The following is a 22,548-nucleotide window of genomic DNA, read 5'->3' as shown; positions in this document are numbered from 1 at the left end:
AAACGCTCTGAACATGAAGCAAGGTTTGCAATTACGGCTCAGCCAGCAACTGGCCATGACGCCGCAGCTACAGCAGGCAATCCGTCTGTTGCAGCTGTCCACGTTAGAACTCCAGCAGGAGCTCCAGCAGGCGCTGGACAGCAATCCGCTGCTGGAGCAAACCGATCTTCATGACGAGGTAGACGCCCAGCAGACGCAGGACACAGAAACGCTCGACTCCGTAGATGCGCTCGAACAGAAAGAGATGCCGGACGAACTGCCGCTGGATGCCAGCTGGGACGAAATCTACACCGCGGGTACCCCTTCCGGGACGCGTGCAGACTACCAGGACGATGAACTCCCGGTCTACCAGGGCGAAACCACCCAGTCGCTTCAGGACTACCTGATGTGGCAGGTAGAGCTGACCCCTTTCTCCGATACCGATCGCGCCATTGCCACCTCGATTGTCGATGCCGTTGACGACACGGGCTATTTGACCGTGACGCTGGACGAGATTCTGGAAAGCATCGGCGATGACGAGATTGAACTGGAAGAGATTGAAGCCGTCCTGAAACGCGTTCAGCGTTTCGACCCGATTGGCGTCGCCGCGAAAGATCTGCGCGACTGCCTTCTGATCCAGCTTTCGCAGTTTGCCAAAGAGACACCGTGGATTGACGAAGCCCGGCTCATCATCAGCGATCATCTGGATCTGCTGGCGAATCACGACTTCCGCACCCTGATGCGCGTCACACGCCTGAAAGAAGAGGTGCTGAAGGAAGCGGTGAATCTGATCCAGTCGCTCGATCCGCGTCCGGGGCAGTCGATCCAGACCAGCGAACCGGAATATGTCATTCCTGATGTGCTGGTGAGAAAGCACAATGGCCGCTGGGTCGTTGAACTGAACGCCGACAGCATTCCTCGCCTGCAAATCAACCAGCAATACGCCTCCATGTGCACCAGCGCCCGTAACGATGCTGATAATCAATACATTCGCAGCAACCTTCAGGAAGCACGCTGGTTGATCAAGAGTCTGGAGAGCCGTAATGACACGCTGCTGCGCGTCAGCCGCTGTATTGTCGAACAGCAGCAGGCGTTCTTTGAGCAGGGCGAAGAGTTTATGAAACCGATGGTGCTGGCGGACATCGCCCAGGCCGTCGAGATGCATGAATCAACCATTTCCCGCGTGACCACGCAGAAGTATCTGCACAGCCCACGCGGTATTTTTGAGCTTAAGTATTTCTTCTCCAGCCACGTGAACACCGAAGGCGGCGGCGAAGCCTCGTCAACGGCTATTCGCGCCCTGGTGAAGAAGTTGATCGCCGCGGAGAACCCCGCGAAGCCACTCAGTGACAGTAAGTTAACCACCATGCTGTCCGATCAGGGTATTATGGTGGCACGTCGTACTGTCGCGAAGTATCGAGAGTCTTTATCCATTCCGCCGTCTAACCAGCGTAAACAACTGGTTTGACACAACCGATAAGGAAGACACTATGCAGCTCAATATCACCGGACATAACGTCGAGATTACTGAGGCTTTACGCGATTTTGTAAACACTAAGTTTGCGAAACTCGAGCAGTATTTCGAGAGGATCAACCAGGTCTATGTTGTGTTGAAAGTGGAGAAAGTGACGCATATCTCGGATGCGACCCTGCACGTCAACGGAGGGGAACTCCATGCCAGTGCGGAAGGGCAAGACATGTACGCGGCTATCGACGGCTTGATTGATAAGCTTGCGAGACAGCTCAATAAACATAAAGATAAACTGAAACAACACTAATTGTCCGGGCAGTTAACGGGTGCAGGACGGCCTGTTGTGAAACACAACAGGCCATTTGTACAGTTAGCGCTTAGGTGAAATTATGATAAACAACGATTCCGCTCTTCAACTGAGCAATGTCCTTAACCAGGATTGTACCCGCAGTGGCGTTCACTGCCAGAGCAAAAAACGTGCGCTGGAAATCATCAGTGAGCTGGCCGCAAAACAGCTGGGTCTGCCGCCGCAGATCGTGTTTGAAGCCATTCTGACCCGTGAAAAAATGGGCAGTACCGGCATCGGCAATGGCATTGCGATCCCGCATGGCAAGCTGGAAGAAGATACGCTGCGTGCCGTGGGGGTGTTTGTGCAACTGGAAACGCCTATCGCTTTTGACGCCATCGATAACCAGCCTGTGGATCTGCTTTTCGCGCTGCTGGTTCCTGCCGATCAGACCAAAACCCACCTGCACACGCTGTCGCTGGTTGCCAAACGTCTGGCGGATAAAACCATTTGTCGTCGACTGCGCTCAGCCCAAAGTGATGAAGAGCTTTATCAAATTATCACTGAAGCAGAAGGCAATCAGGATGAGGCATAATCGGGAAAGGGCCTTCAGTACGGCTGCCCTGAGGAGAAACGGAACATGGTGCTGATGATCGTCAGCGGTCGTTCGGGGTCCGGGAAGTCTGTGGCCCTGCGCGCGCTGGAAGACATGGGATTTTACTGTGTAGATAACCTGCCGGTAGTGTTGTTACCCGATCTGGCGCGGACGCTGGCGGACAGGCAAATCTCTGCCGCCGTCAGTATCGACGTGCGTAACATGCCGGAATCGCCGGAAATCTTCGAGCAGGCAATGAACAGCCTGCCGGAATGCTTCTCGCCTCAGCTCTTGTTCCTGGACGCTGACCGCAACACGCTGATCCGTCGCTACAGCGATACACGTCGTTTGCATCCGCTCTCCAGTAAAAATCTTTCGCTGGAAAGCGCCATCGATAAAGAGAGCGATCTGCTTGAGCCACTGCGTTCCCGGGCCGACCTGATTGTCGACACCTCCGAAATGTCCGTCCACGAGCTGGCGGAAATGCTGCGTACGCGCTTACTCGGCAAGCGCGAGCGCGAACTGACGATGGTGTTTGAATCCTTCGGCTTTAAGCACGGCATACCTATCGATGCGGATTACGTTTTTGATGTGCGTTTCCTGCCGAACCCACACTGGGATCCGAAACTGCGTCCGATGACCGGTCTGGATAAGCCGGTGGCAGCGTTCCTCGATCGACACACAGAAGTACACAATTTTATCTACCAGACGCGAAGCTACCTTGAGCTATGGTTACCTATGCTGGAAACAAACAATCGCAGCTACCTGACGGTGGCAATTGGCTGTACCGGCGGTAAACATCGTTCGGTCTACATTGCCGAACAGCTGGCCGATTACTTCCGCTCACGCGGGAAGAACGTTCAGTCCCGTCATCGCACGCTGGAAAAACGCAAAACATGACCGTAAAACAGACCGTCGAAATCACCAACAAGCTGGGCATGCATGCGCGCCCGGCGATGAAGCTGTTTGAACTGATGCAGGGTTTTGATGCTGAGGTGCTGCTGCGCAACGACGAGGGAACCGAGGCAGAAGCCAACAGCGTGATTGCGCTACTGATGCTGGATTCTGCCAAAGGCCGTCAGATTGAAGTTGAAGCCACCGGCCCGCAGGAAGAAGAAGCGCTGGCGGCAGTGATTGCCCTGTTCAACGCCGGGTTTGACGAAGACTAACGTTCGCCATGTCGGCGGGTAGCGCTGCGCTTACCCGCCCTACCTAAGATTATTTCGCTCCATAAACCCTTCCCCACCCAGCTGACGCATCTGGCGCATAATCCACGCCTGGCGGCTTCGCACATAGCCTGACGGGGCGCTGGCCTTAAAACGCAGCGGGTTCGGCAGCACGGCGGCAAGCAGTGCCGCTTCGGACATAGTCAGCCTGCTGGCGGGCTTGCCAAAATAGCGCTGCGATGCCGCTTCGACACCAAATACGCCGTCACCAAATTCCGCGATATTCAGGTAGACGGTTAAAATGCGTTTTTTGCTCCACACCGTCTCGACGCCCAGCGTCAGCCCGGCCTCCAGCCCTTTTCTCACCCAGCTGCGACCGTCCCATAAGAACAGGTTTTTTACCGTCTGCTGAGAAAGCGTCGATGCGCCGCGGACGCGGTTTTCATGACGTTCATTATGATCCAGCGCCTTCTCGATAGCCGCCACGTCAAAACCCCAGTGCTCCGGGAATTGCTGATCTTCTGCCGCAATGACCGCCAGCCCCATCCACGGCGAGATTGCATCCATGCTGACCCAGTCAGAATGGGCAACATAGCCAAAATCCCCAGAGAGCCAGGCGCTAATCTGCCGCTCTGCCATCACGGCCGAGAACGGGACGGGCAGGATGCAGAACAGCGCAATACCGCCGCCCCAGAACACGGCCAGGACCAGCACAATACGCAGCAGGATCCGTTTTAACCACCCGCCGGGGGAGAATTTACGACTCATTCGGTCAGGACCAGCACTCTGTCCACCAGCTTTTCAATGCCTGCGGCAGCCTCGGCGATGTTCTGCGCCAGCATATACGCTGGCGTGGTGATGATCTTGTTGTCCTCGTCCACCACAATGTCGTCTACCGGACATGGCACGTGTTCGCCGCCCATATCCTCGACAATCTCAGCGGTATCAATGTCGGTTCCGATCGTGAGCCGCAGCGGGAAATCAAAAATTTTCGGCAGCATGGCCGGCGCAATGCAGATAAAGCCCTGCGGCTTACCTGCCGCATGCATCGCCAGCGATAGCGCTTTCAAATCGGGATCGACATGACACGCCGCGCCTTCCGTTGCAAACGTGCTCAGGTTTTTCGCCGCGCCAAAACCGCCCGGCACGATGAGCGCATCAAGCTCAGCGGCATCGGCCTGTGCCAGCGGGTGAATATCGCCGCGCACAATACGCGCCGCTTCAATCAGCACGTTACGGCTTTCCGCCATTGGCTCGCCGGTAAGATGATTAATCACGTCTGCCTGGGTTTTATCCGGGGCGAAGCAGATAACGTCTGCCCCCTGGCGCGATAATGCCAGCAGCGTTAATACGGTTTCATGTATCTCTGAACCATCGTAAACACCACATCCGCTCAGCACGACACCAATCTTTTTCATTCTGACGATCCTTCTATGCAACTCGCTGAAGCACATTAAAAATTCTGATTAAAACGCTATGCTTCACACATTTCACTGATTCATGTAACAAACTGTTTAAGATTTGCTATCTTATCTGCGTGCGGCCTCAATTTTCAGGCGGCGTCCATGCGAAAACAACCCACAAAAATCAGGCGCAGCCACGATTTCCCTGGTGTTGGCGCAGTATTCGCGCACCCCGGTATAGCCGGGGTCATTTTTTTCTGGCGTCCACCCAGGCTTTCAGCACTGCCACATCGTTTTGCCACTCTTGTTTCATCTCTTCGACCCAATCACCTACGTTATCTTCCCAGGCAGGTAAATCAGGCGACTGAATCTGTTGGCCCAGCTGCTGGAGATGGCGTAACCCGACAGATCCTGCCGCGCCTTTGATTTTATGTCCCTCTTCGACGATGCCCTTCTGGTCACGCGCCGTCAGGTTGGATTCGAGCACGTTCAGATAGCCCGGCATCATTTTTTCGAACACGGCGAGGCCATCGGTGATCAGTTTTGGTCCCACCAGATCGATATACTGCTCCAGCATGGCGGTATCCAGTATCGTTTGGGCTTTAGCGCTATCAACAGACGTCATGGTGCTCTCCTCTTCATCACAGGTATCCCAGAACTTCTTGATCATCGCCGTCAGGGCGGGTACCGCCAGCGGCTTGCTGAGCACATCGTCCATACCGGCCTCGAGATACTCTTTTTTATCTTTCAACACGTTTGCGGTCAACGCCACCAGCGGCGGCAGCTCGTCAGGAGCATATTTGCGCGTCAGCTCGCGGGAGATATCCAGCCCGGTCATGTCCGGTAGCTGAATATCGAGCAGCACCAGGTCATACTCGCCCGGCGTGAACATCTCCAGCGCGGCTTTCCCGGTCATCGCCACATCCACGCTGTTACCGAGTTTTTCCAGTACCGACCGGGCGACAATGACGTTCAGCTCAATATCTTCCACCAGCAGAACGTGCAGGGCTGGCAGCGGCATATCGTTGTTCTCAAACGTATCTTCCACCTCTTCCGCCACGGCAGGCGCGTGGACGGTAAGCGTAAAGGTGGAGCCTTTACCCGGCTGGCTGGCAACGGTGATATCCCCGCCCATACTTTTCGCCAGACGTTTCGACACCGCCAGTCCAATGCCCGTACCGGTCGCCGGTTTACCGCCGTGGCTGTCTTTAACCTGATAATACATGGCGAAGATCTTATCCTGCTCCTCCTGAGGAATGCCGATACCCGAGTCCTCAACTTCAAAGTGCAGCATGTCGCCTTCGTCATAGCGAATGCGCACCGCAACCTGCCCCTTCTGGGTAAACTTCACGGCGTTGCTGATGAGGTTCCACAGGATCTGCCGCAGACGTGTGCCGTCCGTCACCACTTTATGCGGCAATGGCAGCGTTGGCTCCATCACAAAGCTCAACCCTTTTTGCTGAGCCTGTAAACCTGACAGGTTTTCCAGGTCCGCGAGGAAACCGGTAAAATCAACCGGCTGGTTGTCGAGCTGAACTTTACGGCGTTCCATCTTATCCATGTCGATAATATCATTGAAGATATTGCCCAGCGTGACCGCCGAGACGTGGATCGTTTTCAGGTATTTTTCCTGCTCGCTGGTCAGCTCGGTATCCAGCAGAATGCGGCTCAGCCCCACAATGCCATTCAGCGGGGTGCGCAGTTCATGGCTGATGGTGGAGATGAAGGTGGTTTTATCCCGGCTGGCGCGCTCCAGCGCATCCTGATAGCGCTTACGCTCGGTGATATCGCGGCCAAAGCCCATCAGACCATGACGTTTCCCCACCCGGTCGTAATAAGGCACTTTGCGGATCTCAAAGCAGGCTTTGCGCCCGTCAGGATAGTCCAGCCACTGCTCATAGGTCAGCGAAACGTTATGGCGGAAGACCTTTTCATCCGTCTCCATCACTTTTGCTGCCGCCTCTTCGGAATAGACATCCTGAGGTTTCAGGTGGATCAGCTGCTTTTCGCTTTTCCCGGTCAACAGTTCCATGGCCCGGTTACAGCCGGAGAACTCTTTATCTTCATTACGGTAGAACACCAGATCCGGCGACGCATCGAGGAACGAGCGCAGGAAAGAGGATTGCTGTTCAAGCTGGATCTGCGTCACTTCACGCTCTTTCATCTCAACTTTTAGCTGCTCAAGCGTGGTCTGACGCTCGGCTTCCGCCTTCTCACGGTCTGAAATTTCCTGATTCAGCTGGGCAATGTTGTCCTTGAGCTGGACGTTGAGTTTGAGATCGCGCTCGCGCATCTCTTCCAGCTTATCCACCAGTTTCGATAAACGCTGTCGGGACTCTTCCAGTTGCTCAACCACCACGGAGAGAAAATAGACCGCCCATGGGGTAATCAGCAGGCCAAAGAAAATAGAGCGGATCACGTCGATGCTCTCGACCTGACCATGCAGAACCATGGTCACTGCCATTTGCACGACGATGGCCAGAACGACCAGCGCCAGCGCCAGCAGCATGGAAAAACGCACCAGCCCGAGCTTCATCATCAGGTCGACGTAGTACTGGGCCAGCATTCGAATTTGCTTCATAGAGGATCCCTTCACGACTTTATCGCTCAATAATACTCAAATTCACGGCGAGGCGTTGAAGGTTGTGAGAAAAAGTGCGGGGTGAAACAGGAGATTAGCCTCGCCCCCGGGCAACCGGGAGCGAGGAAGAAGGTTTATCAGGAGCGTTTTAGCAGCATCCAGAGGCTGATCAGGAAGAAACTGGCGCTCGGCAACAGTGCGCCGATAATTGGCGGAATGCCATACACCAGCGTCAGCGGACCGAAAATCTGATCGAGGACGTAGAACACAAAACCAAAGCTGATACCGGTTACCACGCGAACCCCCATTGGCACGCTACGCAGCGGTCCAAAGATGAACGATAGCGCCATCAGCATCATCACGGCTACGGACAGCGGCTGGAAGATTTTGCTCCACATGTTGAGCTGGTAACGCCCCGCATCCTGTCCGCTCGATTTCAGATACTTCACGTAATTATGCAGACCGCTGATGGAGAGCGCATCGGGATCGAGCGCTACCACCCCAAGCTTGTCCGGCGTCAGGTTGGTTTTCCAGGTACCGCTAACGGTCTGCGAACCGGTGATCTGTTTCGGGTTCGTCAGGTCAGATTCATCAACCTGGGATAACCGCCAAAGCTTGTTGTTCGCATCAAATTTAGCGGAGGCGGCATAACGCACCGACTGTAAACGACGATCGTTATTGAAGGCATAGATACTCACGCCGCCCAGTTCATCGTCCCCTTTCACGCGTTCGATATAGACAAAGTTCTGACCATCTTTCGCCCATAATCCCTGCTGCGTGGAGAGCAGTGAACCGCCGTACATAGCCTGAGCACGGTAGTTACGCGCCATCTGTTCGCCCTGCGGCGCGACCCATTCGCCAATCGCCATGGTCAACAGCACCAGCGGGATCGCGGTTTTCATCACCGACAGCGCAACCTGCATACGGGTAAAACCCGATGCCTGCATAACCACCAGCTCGCTACGCTGAGCCAGCATCCCCAGGCCCAGCAGCGCCCCCAACAGGGCCGCCATCGGGAAGAAGATCTGCACATCTTTTGGTACGCTGAGCAGGGTATACATCCCGGCGCCCAACGCGTCGTAACTCCCCTGCCCGGCTTTTTTCAACTGGTCGACAAATTTGATAATGCCCGAGAGCGACACCAGCATGAACAGGGTCATCATGATGGTGGTGAAAATCGTTTTACCGATATAGCGGTCAAGTACGCCAAACGCCTGCATTAGATGGCTCCTTTACGCGTAAACCGGGCACGAAGACGACGCACAGGCACCGTGTCCCACAAGTTGAGTCCGACTGCCAGCAGCAGATACAAACCATTCACGACCCAGGTCCAGATCATCGGGTCAATTTTTCCTTTCCCGCCGTTAGACTTGATTGAGGTTTGCAGCAGGAAGAACACCAGATACAGCAGCATCGCTGGCAGCATCGACAGCACGCGGCCCTGGCGCGGGTTTACCACGCTCAGCGGAACCACCATCAGCGCCATCATAAATACGGTGAAGACCAGCGTGATACGCCAGTGCAGTTCAGCACGCGCACGATCGGTATCGGTATTCATTAAGGTGCGCATATCCATCTGCTCAGTATCCGTGGGATCGAGCGCGACGGCCTGATGGCCAATGATGGCCTGGTAGTTCTGAAAATCGGTAATACGGAAGTCGCGCAGCATAGCCGTGCCTTCGAAACGCGTTCCTTTGTTCAGCGTGACAACCTGAGAGCCGTCTTTACGCTGAGACAGCTGACCGGAGTCCGCCACCACCACAGAAGGCCGAGCGTTACCTTTCGGGCGCAGTTGAGCAAGAAACACGTCATTGAAGCGGTTGCCATCGACGCTTTCGATAAACAGCACGGAGTTACCGTCGGTAGCCTGCTGGAACTGCCCCTGCGCCAGCGCCGCCAGCCCTGGGTTAGCTTTTGCTTCCGCCAGCACCTCATCCTGATGACGAGAGGAGGTCGGCCCCGCCCACATGACGTTAACCGCGGCAACAATGCCCGTAAACAGCGCCAGCACCATGGCTGCTTTTACCAGTACGGCTTTACTGAGGCCGCAGGCATGCATCACGGTGATTTCACTTTCGGTATAGAGCTTACCCAGGGTCATCAGCAGACCAAGGAACAGGCTTAACGGCAGGATAAGCTGCGCCATTTCCGGCACGCCAAGCCCGAGCAGGGAAAGCACCAGATTCGTTGGGATTTCGCCATCAACCGCCGCGCCGAGGATCCTGACCAGCTTCTGACAGAAAAAGATCAGAAGGAGGATAAAGAGGATCGCCAGTTGGCTCTTCAGCGTCTCCCGAACCAGATATCTTATGATTATCACTTTAAATACGCCCGTTAAAACTCGTCTTATGCAGGAATTTAGCTTGTTTCATGGCTTAAACGTCATTTATTCTCTTGAGTCGTCGAAATCATCGCTAAGATTAAAAAACCCAGCGGATTCGCGCTTCATGACATTTATTGACGTGTCGAAACCGTAGTAACGTAAGATTAACACGAAGTCACCACAACGGCGGACATGAGTTACGAAAGGTTTCAATTCTATCCGTAGCCGCCGCCGTTGTCTTTAAGATTCAGGAGCGTAGTGCATGGAGTTCAGTGTAAAAAGCGGTAGCCCGGAGAAACAGCGGAGTGCCTGCATCGTTGTGGGCGTCTTTGAACCACGCCGACTCTCCCCGATCGCCGAGCAACTCGATAAAATCAGCGACGGTTATATCAGCGCCCTGCTGCGCCGTGGCGAACTGGAAGGCAAACCAGGGCAGACCTTGTTGCTGCACCATGTTCCGAACGTCCTGTCCGAGCGTATTCTGCTGATTGGCTGTGGTAAAGAACGTGAGCTTGATGAGCGCCAGTACAAGCAGGTTATTCAGAAAACCATTAATACACTGAATGATACTGGTTCGATGGAAGCCGTCTGCTTCCTGACGGAGCTGCACGTTAAGGGCCGCAACACGTACTGGAAAGTGCGCCAGGCCGTCGAAACCGCAAAAGAGAGCCTCTACAGCTTTGATCAGCTGAAAACCACCAAAAGCGAGCCGCGTCGCCCGCTGCGTAAAATGGTCTTTAACGTGCCAACCCGTCGCGAGCTGACCAGCGGCGAGCGCGCCATTCAGCACGGTCTGGCCATTGCCGCCGGTATTAAAGCGGCAAAAGATCTTGGCAATATGCCGCCAAACATCTGTAACGCCGCGTACCTGGCATCTCAGGCGCGCCAGCTGGCTGACGCGTACAGCAAGAACGTCATCACCCGCGTTATCGGCGAACAGCAGATGAAAGAGCTGGGGATGCACTCTTATCTGGCGGTCGGTAACGGCTCCCAGAACGAATCCCTGATGTCGGTCATTGAGTACAAGGGCAATCCGTCAGAAGATGCGCGACCCATCGTGCTCGTCGGTAAAGGGCTGACCTTCGACTCCGGCGGTATCTCCATCAAGCCTTCAGAAGGCATGGATGAGATGAAGTACGACATGTGCGGCGCGGCGGCGGTTTACGGCGTCATGCGCATGGTCGCGGAACTTCAGTTGCCCATCAACGTGATCGGCGTGCTGGCGGGCTGCGAAAACATGCCTGGCGGCCGCGCTTATCGTCCGGGTGATGTGCTGACCACCATGTCCGGCCAGACCGTTGAGGTGCTGAACACCGACGCCGAAGGCCGTCTGGTGCTGTGCGACGTGCTGACCTACGTTGAGCGTTTCGAACCTGAAGCGGTTATCGACGTGGCTACCCTGACCGGCGCCTGCGTGATCGCGCTGGGGCACCACATCACCGGCCTGATGTCGAACCACAACCCGCTGGCGCATGAGCTGATCGGCGCGTCCGAACAGGCCGGCGACCGCGCGTGGCGTCTGCCGCTGGGGGACGAGTTCCAGGAACAGCTGGAGTCTAATTTCGCAGACATGGCGAACATCGGCGGTCGTCCTGGCGGAGCAATCACCGCAGGCTGCTTCCTGGCGCGTTTCACCCGCAAGTACAACTGGGCGCACCTGGACATCGCGGGGACCGCATGGCGCTCCGGTAAAGCCAAAGGCGCGACCGGACGTCCGGTGGCACTGCTGTCGCAGTTCCTGCTCAATCGTGCGGGTTTTAACGGCGACGAGTGATGTAAAACGCCGGGTGGCGGCTACGCCTTACCCGGCCTACACGCCACTCAACCGTAGGCCGGGTAAGCGAAGCGCCACCCGGCTTTGCATTTAAATCCACGACAAGAAGCCCCATATATGAAGAATGCAACGTTCTACCTTCTGGACAATGACACCCATCAGGATGGCCTCAGCGCCGTTGAACAGCTGGTGTGTGAAATTGCCGCAGAACGTTGGCGCGCAGGTAAACGCGTCCTGATTGCCTGTGAAGATGAGCAGCAGGCGATTCGCCTGGATGAAGCGCTATGGGCGCGCCCGCCGGAGAGTTTTGTTCCGCATAACCTGTCGGGCGAAGGTCCACGCGGCGGGGCACCGGTGGAGATTGCCTGGCCGCAAAAACGCAACAGCAGCGCGCGCGACATTCTCATTAGCCTGCGGACAGACTTTGCAGATTTTGCCACCGCTTTCACAGAAGTGGTAGACTTTGTCCCTTACGAAGAATCCTTGAAACAACTGGCGCGCGAACGCTACAAAGCGTACCGCCTGGCCGGTTTTAACCTGAATACGGCAACCTGGAAATAATGGAAAAGACATATAACCCACGCGATATCGAACAGCCGCTTTACGAGCACTGGGAACAGCAGGGCTATTTCAAGCCTAACGGCGACGAAAGCAAAGAGTCCTTCTGCATCATGATCCCGCCGCCGAACGTCACCGGCAGTTTGCATATGGGGCATGCTTTCCAGCAGACCATCATGGATACCATGATCCGCTACCAGCGCATGCAGGGCAAAAATACCCTGTGGCAGGCGGGGACTGACCACGCGGGTATCGCGACCCAGATGGTGGTTGAGCGTAAAATTGCCGCTGAAGAGGGTAAAACCCGCCACGACTACGGTCGCGACGCGTTCATCGACAAAATCTGGCAGTGGAAGGCAGAATCCGGCGGCACCATTACCCGTCAGATGCGCCGTCTCGGCAACTCCGTAGACTGGGAGCGCGAGCGCTTCACCATGGATGAAGGCCTGTCCAACGCCGTGAAAGAAGTCTTTGTGCGCCTGTACAAAGAAGACCTGATTTATCGTGGCAAGCGCCTGGTCAACTGGGACCCGAAACTGCGCACCGCCATCTCTGACCTGGAAGTGGAAAACCGCGAGTCTAAAGGCTCCATGTGGCACATCCGCTATCCGCTGGCTGACGGCGCAAAAACCGCCGACGGTAAAGATTACCTGGTGGTGGCGACCACCCGTCCGGAAACCCTGCTGGGCGATACCGGCGTGGCCGTTAACCCGGAAGATCCGCGTTATAAAGATCTGATCGGCAAATTCGTGGTGCTGCCGCTGGTGAACCGCCGTATTCCGATTGTGGGCGACGAACACGCCGACATGGAAAAAGGCACCGGCTGCGTGAAAATCACCCCGGCGCATGACTTCAACGACTATGAAGTCGGTCGTCGTCATCAACTTCCGATGATCAACATTCTGACCTTCGACGGCGATATCCGCGAAAGCGCAGAAGTGTATGACACCAAAGGCAACGAATCCGACGTTTATTCCAGCGACATCCCGGCTGAGTTCCAGAAGCTGGAGCGCTTTGCCGCGCGTAAAGCCATCGTAGCCGCCGTTGACGCACTCGGCCTGCTGGAAGAGATTAAACCTCACGATCTGACCGTGCCGTACGGCGACCGTGGCGGCGTGGTTATCGAGCCAATGCTGACCGACCAGTGGTACGTGCGTGCCGACGTGCTGGCGAAACCGGCTGTTGAAGCGGTTGAGAACGGCAGCATCCAGTTCGTGCCGAAGCAGTACGAAAACATGTACTTCTCCTGGATGCGCGATATTCAGGACTGGTGTATTTCCCGTCAGCTGTGGTGGGGTCACCGTATCCCGGCGTGGTACGACAACGAAGGCAATGTCTACGTTGGCCGCACCGAAGAGGAAGTGCGTCAGGAAAACAACCTGGGCGCTGACGTTGCCCTGCGCCAGGACGAAGACGTGCTGGATACCTGGTTCTCCTCCGCACTGTGGACCTTCTCTACCCTCGGCTGGCCGGAAAACACCGACGCGCTGCGTCAGTTCCATCCAACCAGCGTGATGGTATCCGGCTTCGACATCATCTTCTTCTGGATCGCCCGCATGATCATGATGACCATGCACTTCATCAAAGACGAAGACGGCAAGCCGCAGGTTCCGTTCCATACCGTCTACATGACCGGCCTGATCCGCGACGACGAAGGCCAGAAGATGTCCAAATCCAAGGGTAACGTTATCGACCCGCTGGATATGGTGGACGGTATCTCTCTGGAAGAGCTGCTGGAAAAACGTACCGGCAACATGATGCAGCCGCAGCTGGCGGAGAAAATCCGCAAGCGTACCGAGAAGCAGTTCCCGAACGGGATCGAATCTCACGGTACCGACGCCCTGCGCTTCACCCTGGCGGCGCTGGCCTCCACCGGTCGTGACATCAACTGGGATATGAAGCGTCTGGAAGGTTACCGTAACTTCTGTAACAAGCTGTGGAACGCCAGCCGCTTCGTGCTGATGAACACCGAAGATCAGGATTGCGGCTTTAACGGCGGCGAAATGACCCTGTCTCTGGCAGACCGCTGGATCCTGGCGGAATTTAACCAGACGGTGAAAGCGTTCCGCGACGCGCTGGACAGCTACCGCTTCGACATCGCGGCAGGCATCCTGTACGAATTCACCTGGAACCAGTTCTGTGACTGGTATCTGGAGCTGGCGAAGCCGGTCATGAACGGCGGTTCTGAAGCGGAACTGCGCGGCACGCGTAATACGCTGATTACCGTTCTGGAAGGTCTGCTGCGCCTTGCGCACCCGATCATTCCATTCATCACCGAAACCATCTGGCAGCGCGTGAAGGTGATTGCCGGTATTAATGCCGATACCATCATGCTCCAGCCGTTCCCGGCATTCGACGCCGCGAAAGTGGATGAAGCCGCATCTGCGGATACCGAGTGGCTGAAACAGGCGATCGTTGCGGTACGTAACATCCGCGCGGAAATGAACATCGCTCCGGGTAAACCACTGGAGCTGCTGCTGCGCGGTTGCAGCGAAGCTGCCGTTCGTCGCGTCACCGAGAACAACACCTTCCTGAAAACCATGGCGCGTCTGGAAAGCATCACCGTGCAGCCTGCCGATGACAAAGGTCCGGTTTCCGTGACCAAAATCATCGACGGCGCGGAGCTGCTGATCCCGATGGCGGGCCTGATCGACAAAGATGCGGAGCTGGCGCGTCTGGCGAAAGAAGTGGCGAAAGTCGACGTGGAAATTGGCAAAATCGAAAGCAAACTGGCGAACGAGGGCTTTGTGGCCCGCGCGCCGGAAGCGGTCATCGCCAAAGAGCGTGAGCGTCTGGTTGCCTTCGCCGATGCGAAGACCAAACTGATCGAGCAGCAGGCGGTTATCGCGGCGCTGTAATATCATGAAAACACCGGAGACTCTCTCCGGTGTTTTCTTTTATAACGCATTTTTTATTCGCACCAACTTCCCGTCCGGCATGGTTATCCAGTAATACTCACTCTTGCTGAAGGAGAATTTTTCATAGTAACCTTGCTCATAATCCACGCTCATAAGCATATTTTTCTCAACACAATGTTTTTCTGTTTCCTTTATCGGAGGCAGGCAATACATATCGCCATCCCCTGAGCTTGCAAAATCAGTAAAGCCATCACCGATATCCCAAAAGGTAATGTTATAGCCATCGGATGATGGTATGTGATAAAGGTTTTTCAGTTCTTCTTTATGATCCAGATACCAATGAATACGTCCCCACTCCGTTAAAGCCAGATGGTCTACCAGGATTCCATAGGCCTCAAATTTTCTGTCTTTGCTGGCAAACTCCTTGAGGACAAATCCGGGATCATACTCAGCATGGCTACCGGCGCGGATGATAGTCACTGGTCGTTGAGTCCAGAGTAAATAGCAGGTTATCAACAGCACCAGGCTAAGAAAAGCCGCTTTACGTTTCCGATGATTCAGCATCAAACGCCACCGTTTATATGAATATAAGCTCTAAAATTTGTCATGAAGGGTTTAAATGCATAATCGCGATGTCGTTGCAAAAAAAACCAAATGCGGAAGAAGCGAAAGTTCTTATAGAAGTCATTTGTAATATCTTCCGTCCCAAGACCAAAATGATCCTGTCCGGTAAATAACAGCCCCCCCTCCCAGGATACAGCATTGCGATGGAAACTTTCCAGGCTGACCTTCTGGGCATAAATATCATGTACGCTTATTCCCAACCCATTAAACCTATCGATGAAACGGTTAAATTTTGGCAGCCTGACGTTTCTAGTGATGTGTCCGCTTAAAGCCGTAAGAAAATTAAAATCAATCCCTATCTGCTGTTTCAGATAGAAACGTTCATTTATCTCCGTCTGAATGCAATGCAACAAATGATTTGTTTCTGTACCTCTAATCACTTCTGCATATGCTCTACTCAGACGCTCACTGTGCCATGATCCTCCATTACCGTAATGAAAATGATTAATCAACTCACCTATAAGCGGGGCGTATGGCCCGTGAGCAAATTGTGTCGAGAGTTCTATCATCTCATCAAACATAATCTCAGCGCAGCGCTGACGGCTAAGTGACACACCCTGCGGTTTCCGTAGGCCGAAGTCCGCCACCCGAGGACTATAGAAATTATTCGCATTGAATTGCAAACACCTGAACGGGTCTACCCGCGCAGAAATATCCTCAAGTCCTAATAACTGGAAATCCCTATCGACTAAATCTCCACACTGCATATCATCTACATAATAGTTTTCAAAACGGTGGAACGTGGAAAAAACTTCACACGGCAAAGACATTGATAAAAGCGTATCTATATTCATAATTCATCATCCTGATAAATAATAACAGCGCACTTCACAACAACAGAAAATAATATAACTTTGAAAAAGAGAACATGAGCGAAATGGTATAAACACCATGTGGATGATGAAAATTCTTCCCTGTCATTATCTCTGCCTTGCATGATTGTAAAGAGGGTGGTATCAAATATCACTATGATGAATTTTTATTGATTGAGTAACAAAATGAGCTCCACGCAGTCCCTCCCTACACTCCGCCGGATATCCGCCAGCGACAACCCGGCTATCGCCGCCGTTATCCGCACGGTTTCTGCCGAATATGGCCTGACCGCCGACAAAGGCTACACCGTGGCCGACCCAAATCTGGACGAACTTTTTCAGCTGTACAGCCAGCCGGGCCATGCCTACTGGGTCATTGAACAGGACGGCCAGGTCGTGGGCGGCGGCGGCATTGCCCCACTGCTTTGCAGCGAGCCGGATATCTGTGAACTTCAGAAAATGTATTTCCTGCCAACGATACGCGGACAAGGCCTGGCGAAAAAGCTGGCGCTGGTCGCCCTTGAACATGCACGCTCACAGGGCTTTAAACGTTGCTACCTTGAAACCACCGCTTTCCTTAAAGAGGCCATTGGCCTGTATGAACATCTCGGCTTTGAGCATATCGATGCGCCACTGGGCTGCACGGGCCACGTGGACTGCGAAGTCAGGATGCTGAAAAATCTGTAAGTTTTGTTCCTGCCGTCTTCTGTTAAGCGTCTGTAAACTGAATGCTCTACACTCACAATTCACACCAAAACAGGGGAAATGCGATGTCGAAGATAAAAAGCTACGCCGCACCGCAGGCGGGTGCAGAACTTGAGCTGTACGAGTACGATGCGGGCGAACTAAAAGCGGAAGACGTCGAAGTACAGGTTGATTACTGCGGGATCTGCCACTCAGATCTCTCGATGATTGACAATGAATGGGGCTTCTCCAGCTATCCGCTGGTGGCCGGGCACGAAGTCATTGGCCGCGTCGTGGCGCTCGGCAGCGCCGCGCAGGACAAAGGGCTGAAAGTGGGCCAGCGCGTGGGTATCGGCTGGACGGCACGCAGCTGCGGCCACTGCGACGCCTGTATCAGCGGCAACCAGATCAACTGCCTTGAGGGCGCAACGCCGACCATCCTTAACAAGGGCGGTTTCGCCGATAAGCTGCGCGCCGACTGGCAATGGGTTATCCCGCTGCCGGACAGCATTGATATTGAATCCGCAGGTCCGCTGCTGTGTGGCGGTATCACCGTCTTTAAACCGCTGCTGATGCATCACGTCACCGCCACCAGCCGCGTGGGCGTGATCGGGATTGGCGGTCTGGGCCATATCGCCATCAAGCTGCTGCACGCGATGGGCTGTGAAGTGACGGCGTTCAGCTCTAACCCGGCGAAAGAGCAGGAAGTGCTGGCGATGGGTGCGGATAAAGTGGTAAACAGTCGCGATCCCCAGGCGCTCACCGCTCTGGCAGGCCAGTTTGACCTGATCATCAACACCGTGAACGTCGATCTCGACTGGCAGCCGTACTTTGAAGCCCTGGCCTACGGCGGTAACTTCCACACCGTGGGTGCGGTGATGAAGCCGCTGCCGGTTCCGGCGTTTACCCTGATCGGCGGCGATCGCAGCATATCCGGCTCTGCTACCGGCACACCATATGAGTTACGCAAGCTGATGAAGTTTGCCGGACGCACAAAAGTGGCACCCACCACCGAGCTGTACCCGATGTCAAAAATCAACGAAGCGATCCAGCACGTGCGCGACGGCAAAGCCCGCTACCGCGTGGTGTTGAAAGCGGATTTCTGATGTGAGATTGCCGGGGAATGTGCGGCCTGATGCCCTCACCCCAACCCTCTCCCACAGGGAGAGGGCGCAAACACTAAAAACGGTAACGGTTGTTACCGTTTTGCATCTACCATGGTCTTAAACACTTCCGCTACCGCGACCGCTCCCGGATCCATCACCCCGTCCAGATTCTCTTTATTCACGTACGACGAGCGCCCCGCTCCCGCTTTCGCCATTTTCGCCGTTGCTTCGGCGCCCTGCTGCGCAGCCTGCGCTGCCGCCTGAATATTGCCTTTCTGTAACGCCTCCAGCGCCGGTTGCAGAGCATCGATCAGCGTACGATCGCCGAGATCTGCACCGCCATACTGCTTCATCTGCGCCAGTCCGCTCAGCAATGCTTCAGGTAGCGGCTGTCCATCGTGAAGCTTTTGTCCTGCCGCCGTGAAGAAGATCGACATCAATACGCCACTCGATCCGCCCATCACCGTTGCCAGCCGCTCCCCCACCAGCAGGAGTAATGTCGGCACGTCGTTAAGGGGCAGGTTGTTCTCCTCAAGTCGCTGCGCAATATCCCGCGCCCCTTGCGCAAAGGTGGAGCCCGTATCGCCATCGCCTACTTTGGCATCCAGCGCGTTAAGGCGATTTTCCAGCTGGATCAATGTTTTCGTTACCGAGGCGACGGCCTCGCTCACCTGCGGATTGTCCGACGGGGTATATTCCACGCGATCATGAAGGGCGCTATGGGGGACGGTACGCAGGGGCGCGAACGCGACGGGCTTCTGCCAGCCCAGCGTCTCGACCTCGGCGTGAATCGCCTTCTCGAAGAAATCGTTGAGCTTTAACAGCGTTAGCGAAAAGCCTTTCATATCCAGAGCACTCACCAGCGGCGCCGGGCCAATCAGATACGCAATGTTCTCTTTCAACGCCGAATGCGCCAGCTCTTTGGTGAGCAGAGCCATCTCCAGCGCTGACACGCCGCCGAGGTTGTTGATCAGCACCGCAAAGCGCCCGTCACCCGCCTGGGCTTTTAGCGGCGTCACCAGCGTGTCGATAATGGCTTTGCTGTTTTGCGTATCCACGACGGATGCTCCCGGCTCGCCGTGAATACCCAGCCCCAGCTCGACATGGCCTTGTTTAATGCGCCCCTCTTCATCGTCGCTACCCGGCAGGTTACAGGTTTGCATCGCAACCCCCAGGCTCCAGAGGTTATCGCAGGCCTGTTGCGCAATATCCCGCACGTCGTTTAGCGATTTCCCCTGCTCTGCCGCATATCCCGCAACCTTATGCACCAGCGCCGTTCCCGCGATACCACGCGGCTGCTTGTTATCCGGCAGGGCGATATCATCCGCCACGATAACCATCTCGACCTTCAGGCCGTAGCGTTTGGCTTTTTCCGCCGCCAGGCCAAAGTTAAGCCGGTCGCCGGTGTAGTTTTTCACAATCAGCAGGCAGCCACGATCGCCCGTCACCGCCACTATGGCATTGAGGACCGCATCCACGCTTGGGGAAGCGAACAGATCGCCACACACCGCTGCGGTAAGCATGCCTTTACCGACGAACCCGGCATGTGCCGGTTCATGGCCGGAGCCGCCACCGGAGATCACCGCCACGCGGCTTTTATCCCAGTCGCCGCGAGCCACCACGCGGATGGCCGGATCGATATCCAGTTTGACGAGATTACCGTGCGGCGCGGAGAGAAGTATGCCTTCAATGGCATCGTTGACAAGCTGTTTGCGGTCGTTAAAAAAGAATCTGGACATAGTTTCCCAAAATTTTGTTTACCGTATGCAAAAGCATAGTCCGCACTGGATAATGCGCCGCAAAGTGAGGAATTTACGCAGACATTTTGCCGTCAGGTTGCCTATACTCCACCCAGGACTACGAGAGGACGTGCATCATGAGTACACCATTGTTAATCGCCAGGACGCTGGAAAAAGAGCTGTTTTTACTGCCCGCGATGGCGAACCGTCATGGCCTGATCACCGGCGCGACCGGGACGGGAAAAACCGTCACCCTGCAAAAGCTGGCTGAGTCGTTGTCAGAGACTGGCGTGCCGGTATTTATGGCTGACGTGAAGGGCGATTTAACCGGGGTGGCTCAGGAAGGTGCAGCGTCAGAAAAACTCCTCGAGCGCCTGAAAAATATCGGCATCACCGACTGGACGCCGCACGGTAATCCGGTGGTGGCCTGGGATATCTTCGGCGAAAAAGGCCATCCGGTGCGCGCCACCGTCTCCGACCTCGGCCCGCTGCTGCTGGCCCGTCTGCTTAACCTCAACGACGTGCAGTCCGGGGTACTGAACATTATCTTCCGTATCGCCGACGATCAGGGGCTACTGCTGCTCGACTTCAAAGATCTGCGCGCCATCACCCAGTACATTGGCGATAACGCCAAATCCTTCCAGAACCAGTACGGCAATATCAGCAGCGCCTCGGTGGGCGCCATTCAGCGCGGGCTCCTGACGCTGGAGCAACAGGGTGCCGAACACTTCTTCGGCGAGCCAATGCTGGATATCAAAGACTGGATGCGTACCGACAGCAGCGGCAAAGGCATCATCAACATTCTGAGCGCAGAGAAGCTCTACCAGATGCCGAAGCTTTACGCCGCCAGCCTGCTGTGGATGCTCTCTGAACTGTACGAACAACTGCCGGAAGCAGGCGATCTGGAAAAACCCAAACTGGTGTTCTTCTTTGACGAAGCGCACCTGTTGTTTAACGACGCGCCGCAGGTGCTGCTGGATAAAATTGAACAGGTTATCCGCCTGATCCGCTCCAAGGGTGTCGGGGTCTGGTTTGTGTCGCAAAACCCGTCGGATATTCCGGACAACGTACTGGGGCAGCTGGGTAACCGCGTGCAGCACGCCCTGCGCGCCTTTACGCCGAGAGATCAGAAAGCGGTGAAAGCCGCGGCGCAAACCATGCGTGCCAATCCGGCCTTTGATACCGAAACCGCCATTCAGGCGCTGGGTACCGGTGAAGCGCTGATTTCGTTCCTCGATGCAAAAGGCAGCCCGACAGTTGTCGAGCGTGCGATGGTGATTGCGCCCTGTTCGCGCATGGGGCCGGTAACGGACGATGAACGCAACGGCCTGATTAATCACTCCCCGGTGTACGGGAAGTATGAAGACGAGGTGGATCGCGAATCCGCGTTCGAGATGCTGCAAAAAGGGGTGCAGGCGACTGCCGAATCGCAGGATGCCCCTGCCGCAAAAGGGCAATCTTTTGCCGTGGACGACGGCATTCTCGGCGGGCTGAAAGATATTCTGTTCGGCAGCACCGGGCCACGCGGCGGCAAACGCGATGGCGTGGTTCAGACCATGGCAAAAAGCGCGACGCGTCAGATTACCAACCAGATAATACGCGGCATGCTGGGAAGTCTGCTAGGCGGCCGTCGCCGGTAGCGGGGGAACCCACGGGCGGCCAAGCGCCGACCCCTGTACGCCGTTCTCCTGTAGATAGCGGTCGATTTCCAGCATCCCTGTCCAGCGGTTCTCACACCAGAGCGGTGCCAGAAGCGTTGGGCGGCGGGCGCTGGCCGAGATGCGGTGGTAAACAATCTCCGGAGGCGTGTGGCGAATCATCTCCCCCGCCGTCACCGTATAGTCGTCGAGTTCGATACCACTTAACCGCCCCGCTTCCCAGGCTTTCGCCATTATGCTGCCCTTCACGATATGCAGCGGATGCAGCTTAATGCCATCCACGCCGGTCTCGACGACTTTTTCCAGCGTTTCCAGCCCGTGCTGCTGCCCTTCTCCTGGCAAGCCGACAATCAGATGCGAGCAGACTTTTAATCCACGCTCACGGGCGAGACGCGTGGTGCGCTGGTAGCAGGCGAAATCATGCCCGCGATTGATACGGTGCAGGGTTTTGTCATGCGCGGTCTGCAAGCCCAGCTCCAGCCAGATCTCGTAGCCCTTCTCTTTGTACTCACTAAGTAAATCCAGCACGGCCTCCGGCACGCAGTCCGGACGCGTCCCCACGCACAGCCCGACAATGTTCGCTTGAGCAACCGCCTGCTGATACATCGAGCGCAGTACCTGCACCTCAGCCCACGTGCTGGTGTAGGCCTGGAAATAGGCCAGATACTGCTTCGCGCGATTCACCAGACTCGCCTGATGGGCGAGCTGTTCAGCGATAGATTTATGCTGCTGGGCCTCGTCAGCAAACGAGGCCACGTTACAGAAAGTGCAGCCACCACGCCCGATGGTGCCATCGCGATTCGGGCAGCTAAAGCCGCCGTGCAGCGTCAGTTTGTGAACCTTTTGCCCATAGCGCTGCAAAAGATCCCCACCAAACATATTGACTAATTTCTGTAACTGCATAATCTGATAGACCGTCCCGAAGAAAGGG

At 55.4% G+C, this 22,548-nt stretch carries 20 protein-coding genes; 11 read left to right on the top strand and 9 right to left on the bottom strand.

Features of this window, described 5'->3' with window-relative positions:
- Nucleotides 1-13: 13 nt before the first annotated feature.
- The 5 genes from rpoN (at nt 14) to npr (ending at nt 3,500) form a co-directional block, all read left to right on the top strand.
- Nucleotides 14-1,447 carry an RNA polymerase factor sigma-54 gene (gene rpoN, locus ACWKXX_RS10950; RefSeq protein ID WP_003861864.1) on the top strand — a complete coding sequence of 478 codons (1,434 nt, stop codon included), beginning with the start codon at nt 14-16 and terminating at the stop codon, nt 1,445-1,447.
- Between the two features lie 22 nt (nt 1,448-1,469).
- Entirely contained in the window at nt 1,470-1,757 is a 288-nt protein-coding gene (hpf, locus tag ACWKXX_RS10945) for a ribosome hibernation promoting factor (RefSeq protein ID WP_003861866.1), read from the top strand.
- 82 nt (nt 1,758-1,839) lie between these two features.
- Nucleotides 1,840-2,331 carry a PTS IIA-like nitrogen regulatory protein PtsN gene (gene ptsN, locus ACWKXX_RS10940; protein WP_003861869.1) on the top strand — a complete coding sequence of 164 codons (492 nt, stop codon included), beginning with the start codon at nt 1,840-1,842 and terminating at the stop codon, nt 2,329-2,331.
- 45 nt (nt 2,332-2,376) lie between these two features.
- Nucleotides 2,377-3,231 (top strand): RNase adapter RapZ, encoded by an 855-nt coding sequence (rapZ, locus tag ACWKXX_RS10935; protein WP_003861870.1) that lies wholly within the window; start codon nt 2,377-2,379, stop codon nt 3,229-3,231.
- Complete coding sequence (npr, locus tag ACWKXX_RS10930) at nt 3,228-3,500, top strand: PTS phosphocarrier protein NPr (RefSeq protein ID WP_003861872.1); 273 nt, start codon at nt 3,228-3,230, stop codon at nt 3,498-3,500. The genes rapZ and npr overlap by 4 nt, the downstream gene beginning before the upstream one ends.
- Before the next feature lie 39 nt (nt 3,501-3,539).
- Here the strand turns inward: npr and mtgA are convergent, their stop codons facing one another.
- From mtgA to lptF, 5 genes are all read right to left on the bottom strand, one after another.
- The gene (gene mtgA, locus ACWKXX_RS10925) at nt 3,540-4,265 is read right to left on the bottom strand and encodes a monofunctional biosynthetic peptidoglycan transglycosylase (protein WP_261665964.1); all 726 of its coding nucleotides are present in this window, start codon (nt 4,263-4,265) and stop codon (nt 3,540-3,542) included.
- Entirely contained in the window at nt 4,262-4,915 is a 654-nt protein-coding gene (gene elbB / locus ACWKXX_RS10920; RefSeq protein ID WP_047365700.1) for an isoprenoid biosynthesis glyoxalase ElbB, read from the bottom strand. Before elbB ends, mtgA begins: the two co-directional genes overlap by 4 nt.
- Before the next feature lie 232 nt (nt 4,916-5,147).
- A complete protein-coding gene (gene arcB, locus ACWKXX_RS10915) occupies nt 5,148-7,481 on the bottom strand; it encodes an aerobic respiration two-component sensor histidine kinase ArcB (RefSeq protein WP_047726735.1) in 2,334 nt (777 codons plus the stop codon).
- Between the two features lie 137 nt (nt 7,482-7,618).
- On the bottom strand, nt 7,619-8,701 hold the full coding sequence (gene lptG, locus ACWKXX_RS10910) for an LPS export ABC transporter permease LptG (protein ID WP_001147540.1): 1,083 nt from the start codon (nt 8,699-8,701) through the stop codon (nt 7,619-7,621).
- Nucleotides 8,701-9,801, bottom strand: coding sequence for an LPS export ABC transporter permease LptF (gene lptF, locus ACWKXX_RS10905; protein WP_003861881.1), 1,101 nt, complete (start codon nt 9,799-9,801; stop codon nt 8,701-8,703). The genes lptG and lptF overlap by 1 nt, the downstream gene beginning before the upstream one ends.
- Nucleotides 9,802-10,066: 265 nt before the next feature.
- Here lptF and pepA point away from each other — a divergent pair, with 265 nt between their 5' ends.
- The 3 genes from pepA (at nt 10,067) to ACWKXX_RS10890 (ending at nt 14,994) form a co-directional block, all read left to right on the top strand.
- The gene (gene pepA, locus ACWKXX_RS10900) at nt 10,067-11,578 is read left to right on the top strand and encodes a leucyl aminopeptidase (RefSeq protein WP_003861882.1); all 1,512 of its coding nucleotides are present in this window, start codon (nt 10,067-10,069) and stop codon (nt 11,576-11,578) included.
- A 117-nt stretch (nt 11,579-11,695) separates the two neighbouring features.
- Complete coding sequence (holC, locus tag ACWKXX_RS10895; protein WP_003861884.1) at nt 11,696-12,139, top strand: DNA polymerase III subunit chi; 444 nt, start codon at nt 11,696-11,698, stop codon at nt 12,137-12,139.
- Nucleotides 12,139-14,994: a valine--tRNA ligase gene (locus ACWKXX_RS10890; protein WP_454540823.1), complete on the top strand. Its 2,856-nt coding sequence runs from the start codon at nt 12,139-12,141 to the stop codon at nt 14,992-14,994. Before holC ends, ACWKXX_RS10890 begins: the two co-directional genes overlap by 1 nt.
- 39 nt (nt 14,995-15,033) lie before the next feature.
- Here ACWKXX_RS10890 and ACWKXX_RS10885 read toward each other — a convergent pair whose 3' ends face one another.
- Together ACWKXX_RS10885 and ACWKXX_RS10880 are read right to left on the bottom strand one after the other, a co-directional pair.
- A complete protein-coding gene (locus ACWKXX_RS10885; RefSeq protein WP_045141583.1) occupies nt 15,034-15,558 on the bottom strand; it encodes a DUF943 family protein in 525 nt (174 codons plus the stop codon).
- Nucleotides 15,558-16,412: a DUF3289 family protein gene (locus ACWKXX_RS10880; protein ID WP_193547439.1), complete on the bottom strand. Its 855-nt coding sequence runs from the start codon at nt 16,410-16,412 to the stop codon at nt 15,558-15,560. Before ACWKXX_RS10880 ends, ACWKXX_RS10885 begins: the two co-directional genes overlap by 1 nt.
- Before the next feature lie 204 nt (nt 16,413-16,616).
- On the opposite strand from ACWKXX_RS10880, the gene ACWKXX_RS10875 reads away from it, so the two are divergent.
- Nucleotides 16,617-17,117, top strand: coding sequence for a GNAT family N-acetyltransferase (locus ACWKXX_RS10875; protein ID WP_045141585.1), 501 nt, complete (start codon nt 16,617-16,619; stop codon nt 17,115-17,117).
- 83 nt (nt 17,118-17,200) lie between these two features.
- A complete protein-coding gene (gene ahr, locus ACWKXX_RS10870; protein WP_015571992.1) occupies nt 17,201-18,220 on the top strand; it encodes an NADPH-dependent aldehyde reductase Ahr in 1,020 nt (339 codons plus the stop codon).
- A gap of 92 nt (nt 18,221-18,312) precedes the next feature.
- On the opposite strand, the gene ACWKXX_RS10865 is transcribed toward ahr, so the two are convergent.
- Complete coding sequence (locus tag ACWKXX_RS10865) at nt 18,313-19,959, bottom strand: dihydroxyacetone kinase subunit DhaK (protein ID WP_232960669.1); 1,647 nt, start codon at nt 19,957-19,959, stop codon at nt 18,313-18,315.
- A gap of 137 nt (nt 19,960-20,096) precedes the next feature.
- On the opposite strand from ACWKXX_RS10865, the gene ACWKXX_RS10860 reads away from it, so the two are divergent.
- Complete coding sequence (locus ACWKXX_RS10860; protein WP_063624330.1) at nt 20,097-21,599, top strand: helicase HerA-like C-terminal domain-containing protein; 1,503 nt, start codon at nt 20,097-20,099, stop codon at nt 21,597-21,599.
- Here the strand turns inward: ACWKXX_RS10860 and ACWKXX_RS10855 are convergent.
- On the bottom strand, nt 21,579-22,520 hold the full coding sequence (locus ACWKXX_RS10855; RefSeq protein WP_096152317.1) for a TIGR01212 family radical SAM protein: 942 nt from the start codon (nt 22,518-22,520) through the stop codon (nt 21,579-21,581). The two genes, ACWKXX_RS10860 and ACWKXX_RS10855, sit on opposite strands and share 21 nt — an antisense overlap.
- Nucleotides 22,521-22,548 lie beyond the last annotated feature (28 nt).

The sequence above is a fragment of the Enterobacter sp. UPMP2061 genome, from assembly GCF_053709615.1.
The sequence above is the reverse complement of the archived record's forward strand: the minus strand, read 5'-3'. Positions and strand labels throughout refer to the sequence as shown.

Bases quoted from the DNA above. Each gene is read 5' to 3' on its own strand.
- ptsN (WP_003861869.1), top strand. From the start codon at position 1,840: ATGATAAACAACGATTCCGCTCTTCAACTGAGCAATGTCCTTAACCAG.
- ACWKXX_RS10890 (WP_454540823.1), top strand. From the start codon at position 12,139: ATGGAAAAGACATATAACCCACGCGATATCGAACAGCCGCTTTACGAG.
- ahr (WP_015571992.1), top strand. From the start codon at position 17,201: ATGTCGAAGATAAAAAGCTACGCCGCACCGCAGGCGGGTGCAGAACTT.
- ACWKXX_RS10855 (WP_096152317.1), bottom strand. From the start codon at position 22,520: ATGCAGTTACAGAAATTAGTCAATATGTTTGGTGGGGATCTTTTGCAG.
- elbB (WP_047365700.1), bottom strand. From the start codon at position 4,915: ATGAAAAAGATTGGTGTCGTGCTGAGCGGATGTGGTGTTTACGATGGT.
- holC (WP_003861884.1), top strand. From the start codon at position 11,696: ATGAAGAATGCAACGTTCTACCTTCTGGACAATGACACCCATCAGGAT.
- hpf (WP_003861866.1), top strand. From the start codon at position 1,470: ATGCAGCTCAATATCACCGGACATAACGTCGAGATTACTGAGGCTTTA.
- npr (WP_003861872.1), top strand. From the start codon at position 3,228: ATGACCGTAAAACAGACCGTCGAAATCACCAACAAGCTGGGCATGCAT.
- ACWKXX_RS10860 (WP_063624330.1), top strand. From the start codon at position 20,097: ATGAGTACACCATTGTTAATCGCCAGGACGCTGGAAAAAGAGCTGTTT.
- mtgA (WP_261665964.1), bottom strand. From the start codon at position 4,265: ATGAGTCGTAAATTCTCCCCCGGCGGGTGGTTAAAACGGATCCTGCTG.
- arcB (WP_047726735.1), bottom strand. From the start codon at position 7,481: ATGAAGCAAATTCGAATGCTGGCCCAGTACTACGTCGACCTGATGATG.
- ACWKXX_RS10880 (WP_193547439.1), bottom strand. From the start codon at position 16,412: ATGAATATAGATACGCTTTTATCAATGTCTTTGCCGTGTGAAGTTTTT.
- rpoN (WP_003861864.1), top strand. From the start codon at position 14: ATGAAGCAAGGTTTGCAATTACGGCTCAGCCAGCAACTGGCCATGACG.
- pepA (WP_003861882.1), top strand. From the start codon at position 10,067: ATGGAGTTCAGTGTAAAAAGCGGTAGCCCGGAGAAACAGCGGAGTGCC.
- ACWKXX_RS10865 (WP_232960669.1), bottom strand. From the start codon at position 19,959: ATGTCCAGATTCTTTTTTAACGACCGCAAACAGCTTGTCAACGATGCC.
- ACWKXX_RS10875 (WP_045141585.1), top strand. From the start codon at position 16,617: ATGAGCTCCACGCAGTCCCTCCCTACACTCCGCCGGATATCCGCCAGC.
- ACWKXX_RS10885 (WP_045141583.1), bottom strand. From the start codon at position 15,558: ATGCTGAATCATCGGAAACGTAAAGCGGCTTTTCTTAGCCTGGTGCTG.
- rapZ (WP_003861870.1), top strand. From the start codon at position 2,377: ATGGTGCTGATGATCGTCAGCGGTCGTTCGGGGTCCGGGAAGTCTGTG.
- lptG (WP_001147540.1), bottom strand. From the start codon at position 8,701: ATGCAGGCGTTTGGCGTACTTGACCGCTATATCGGTAAAACGATTTTC.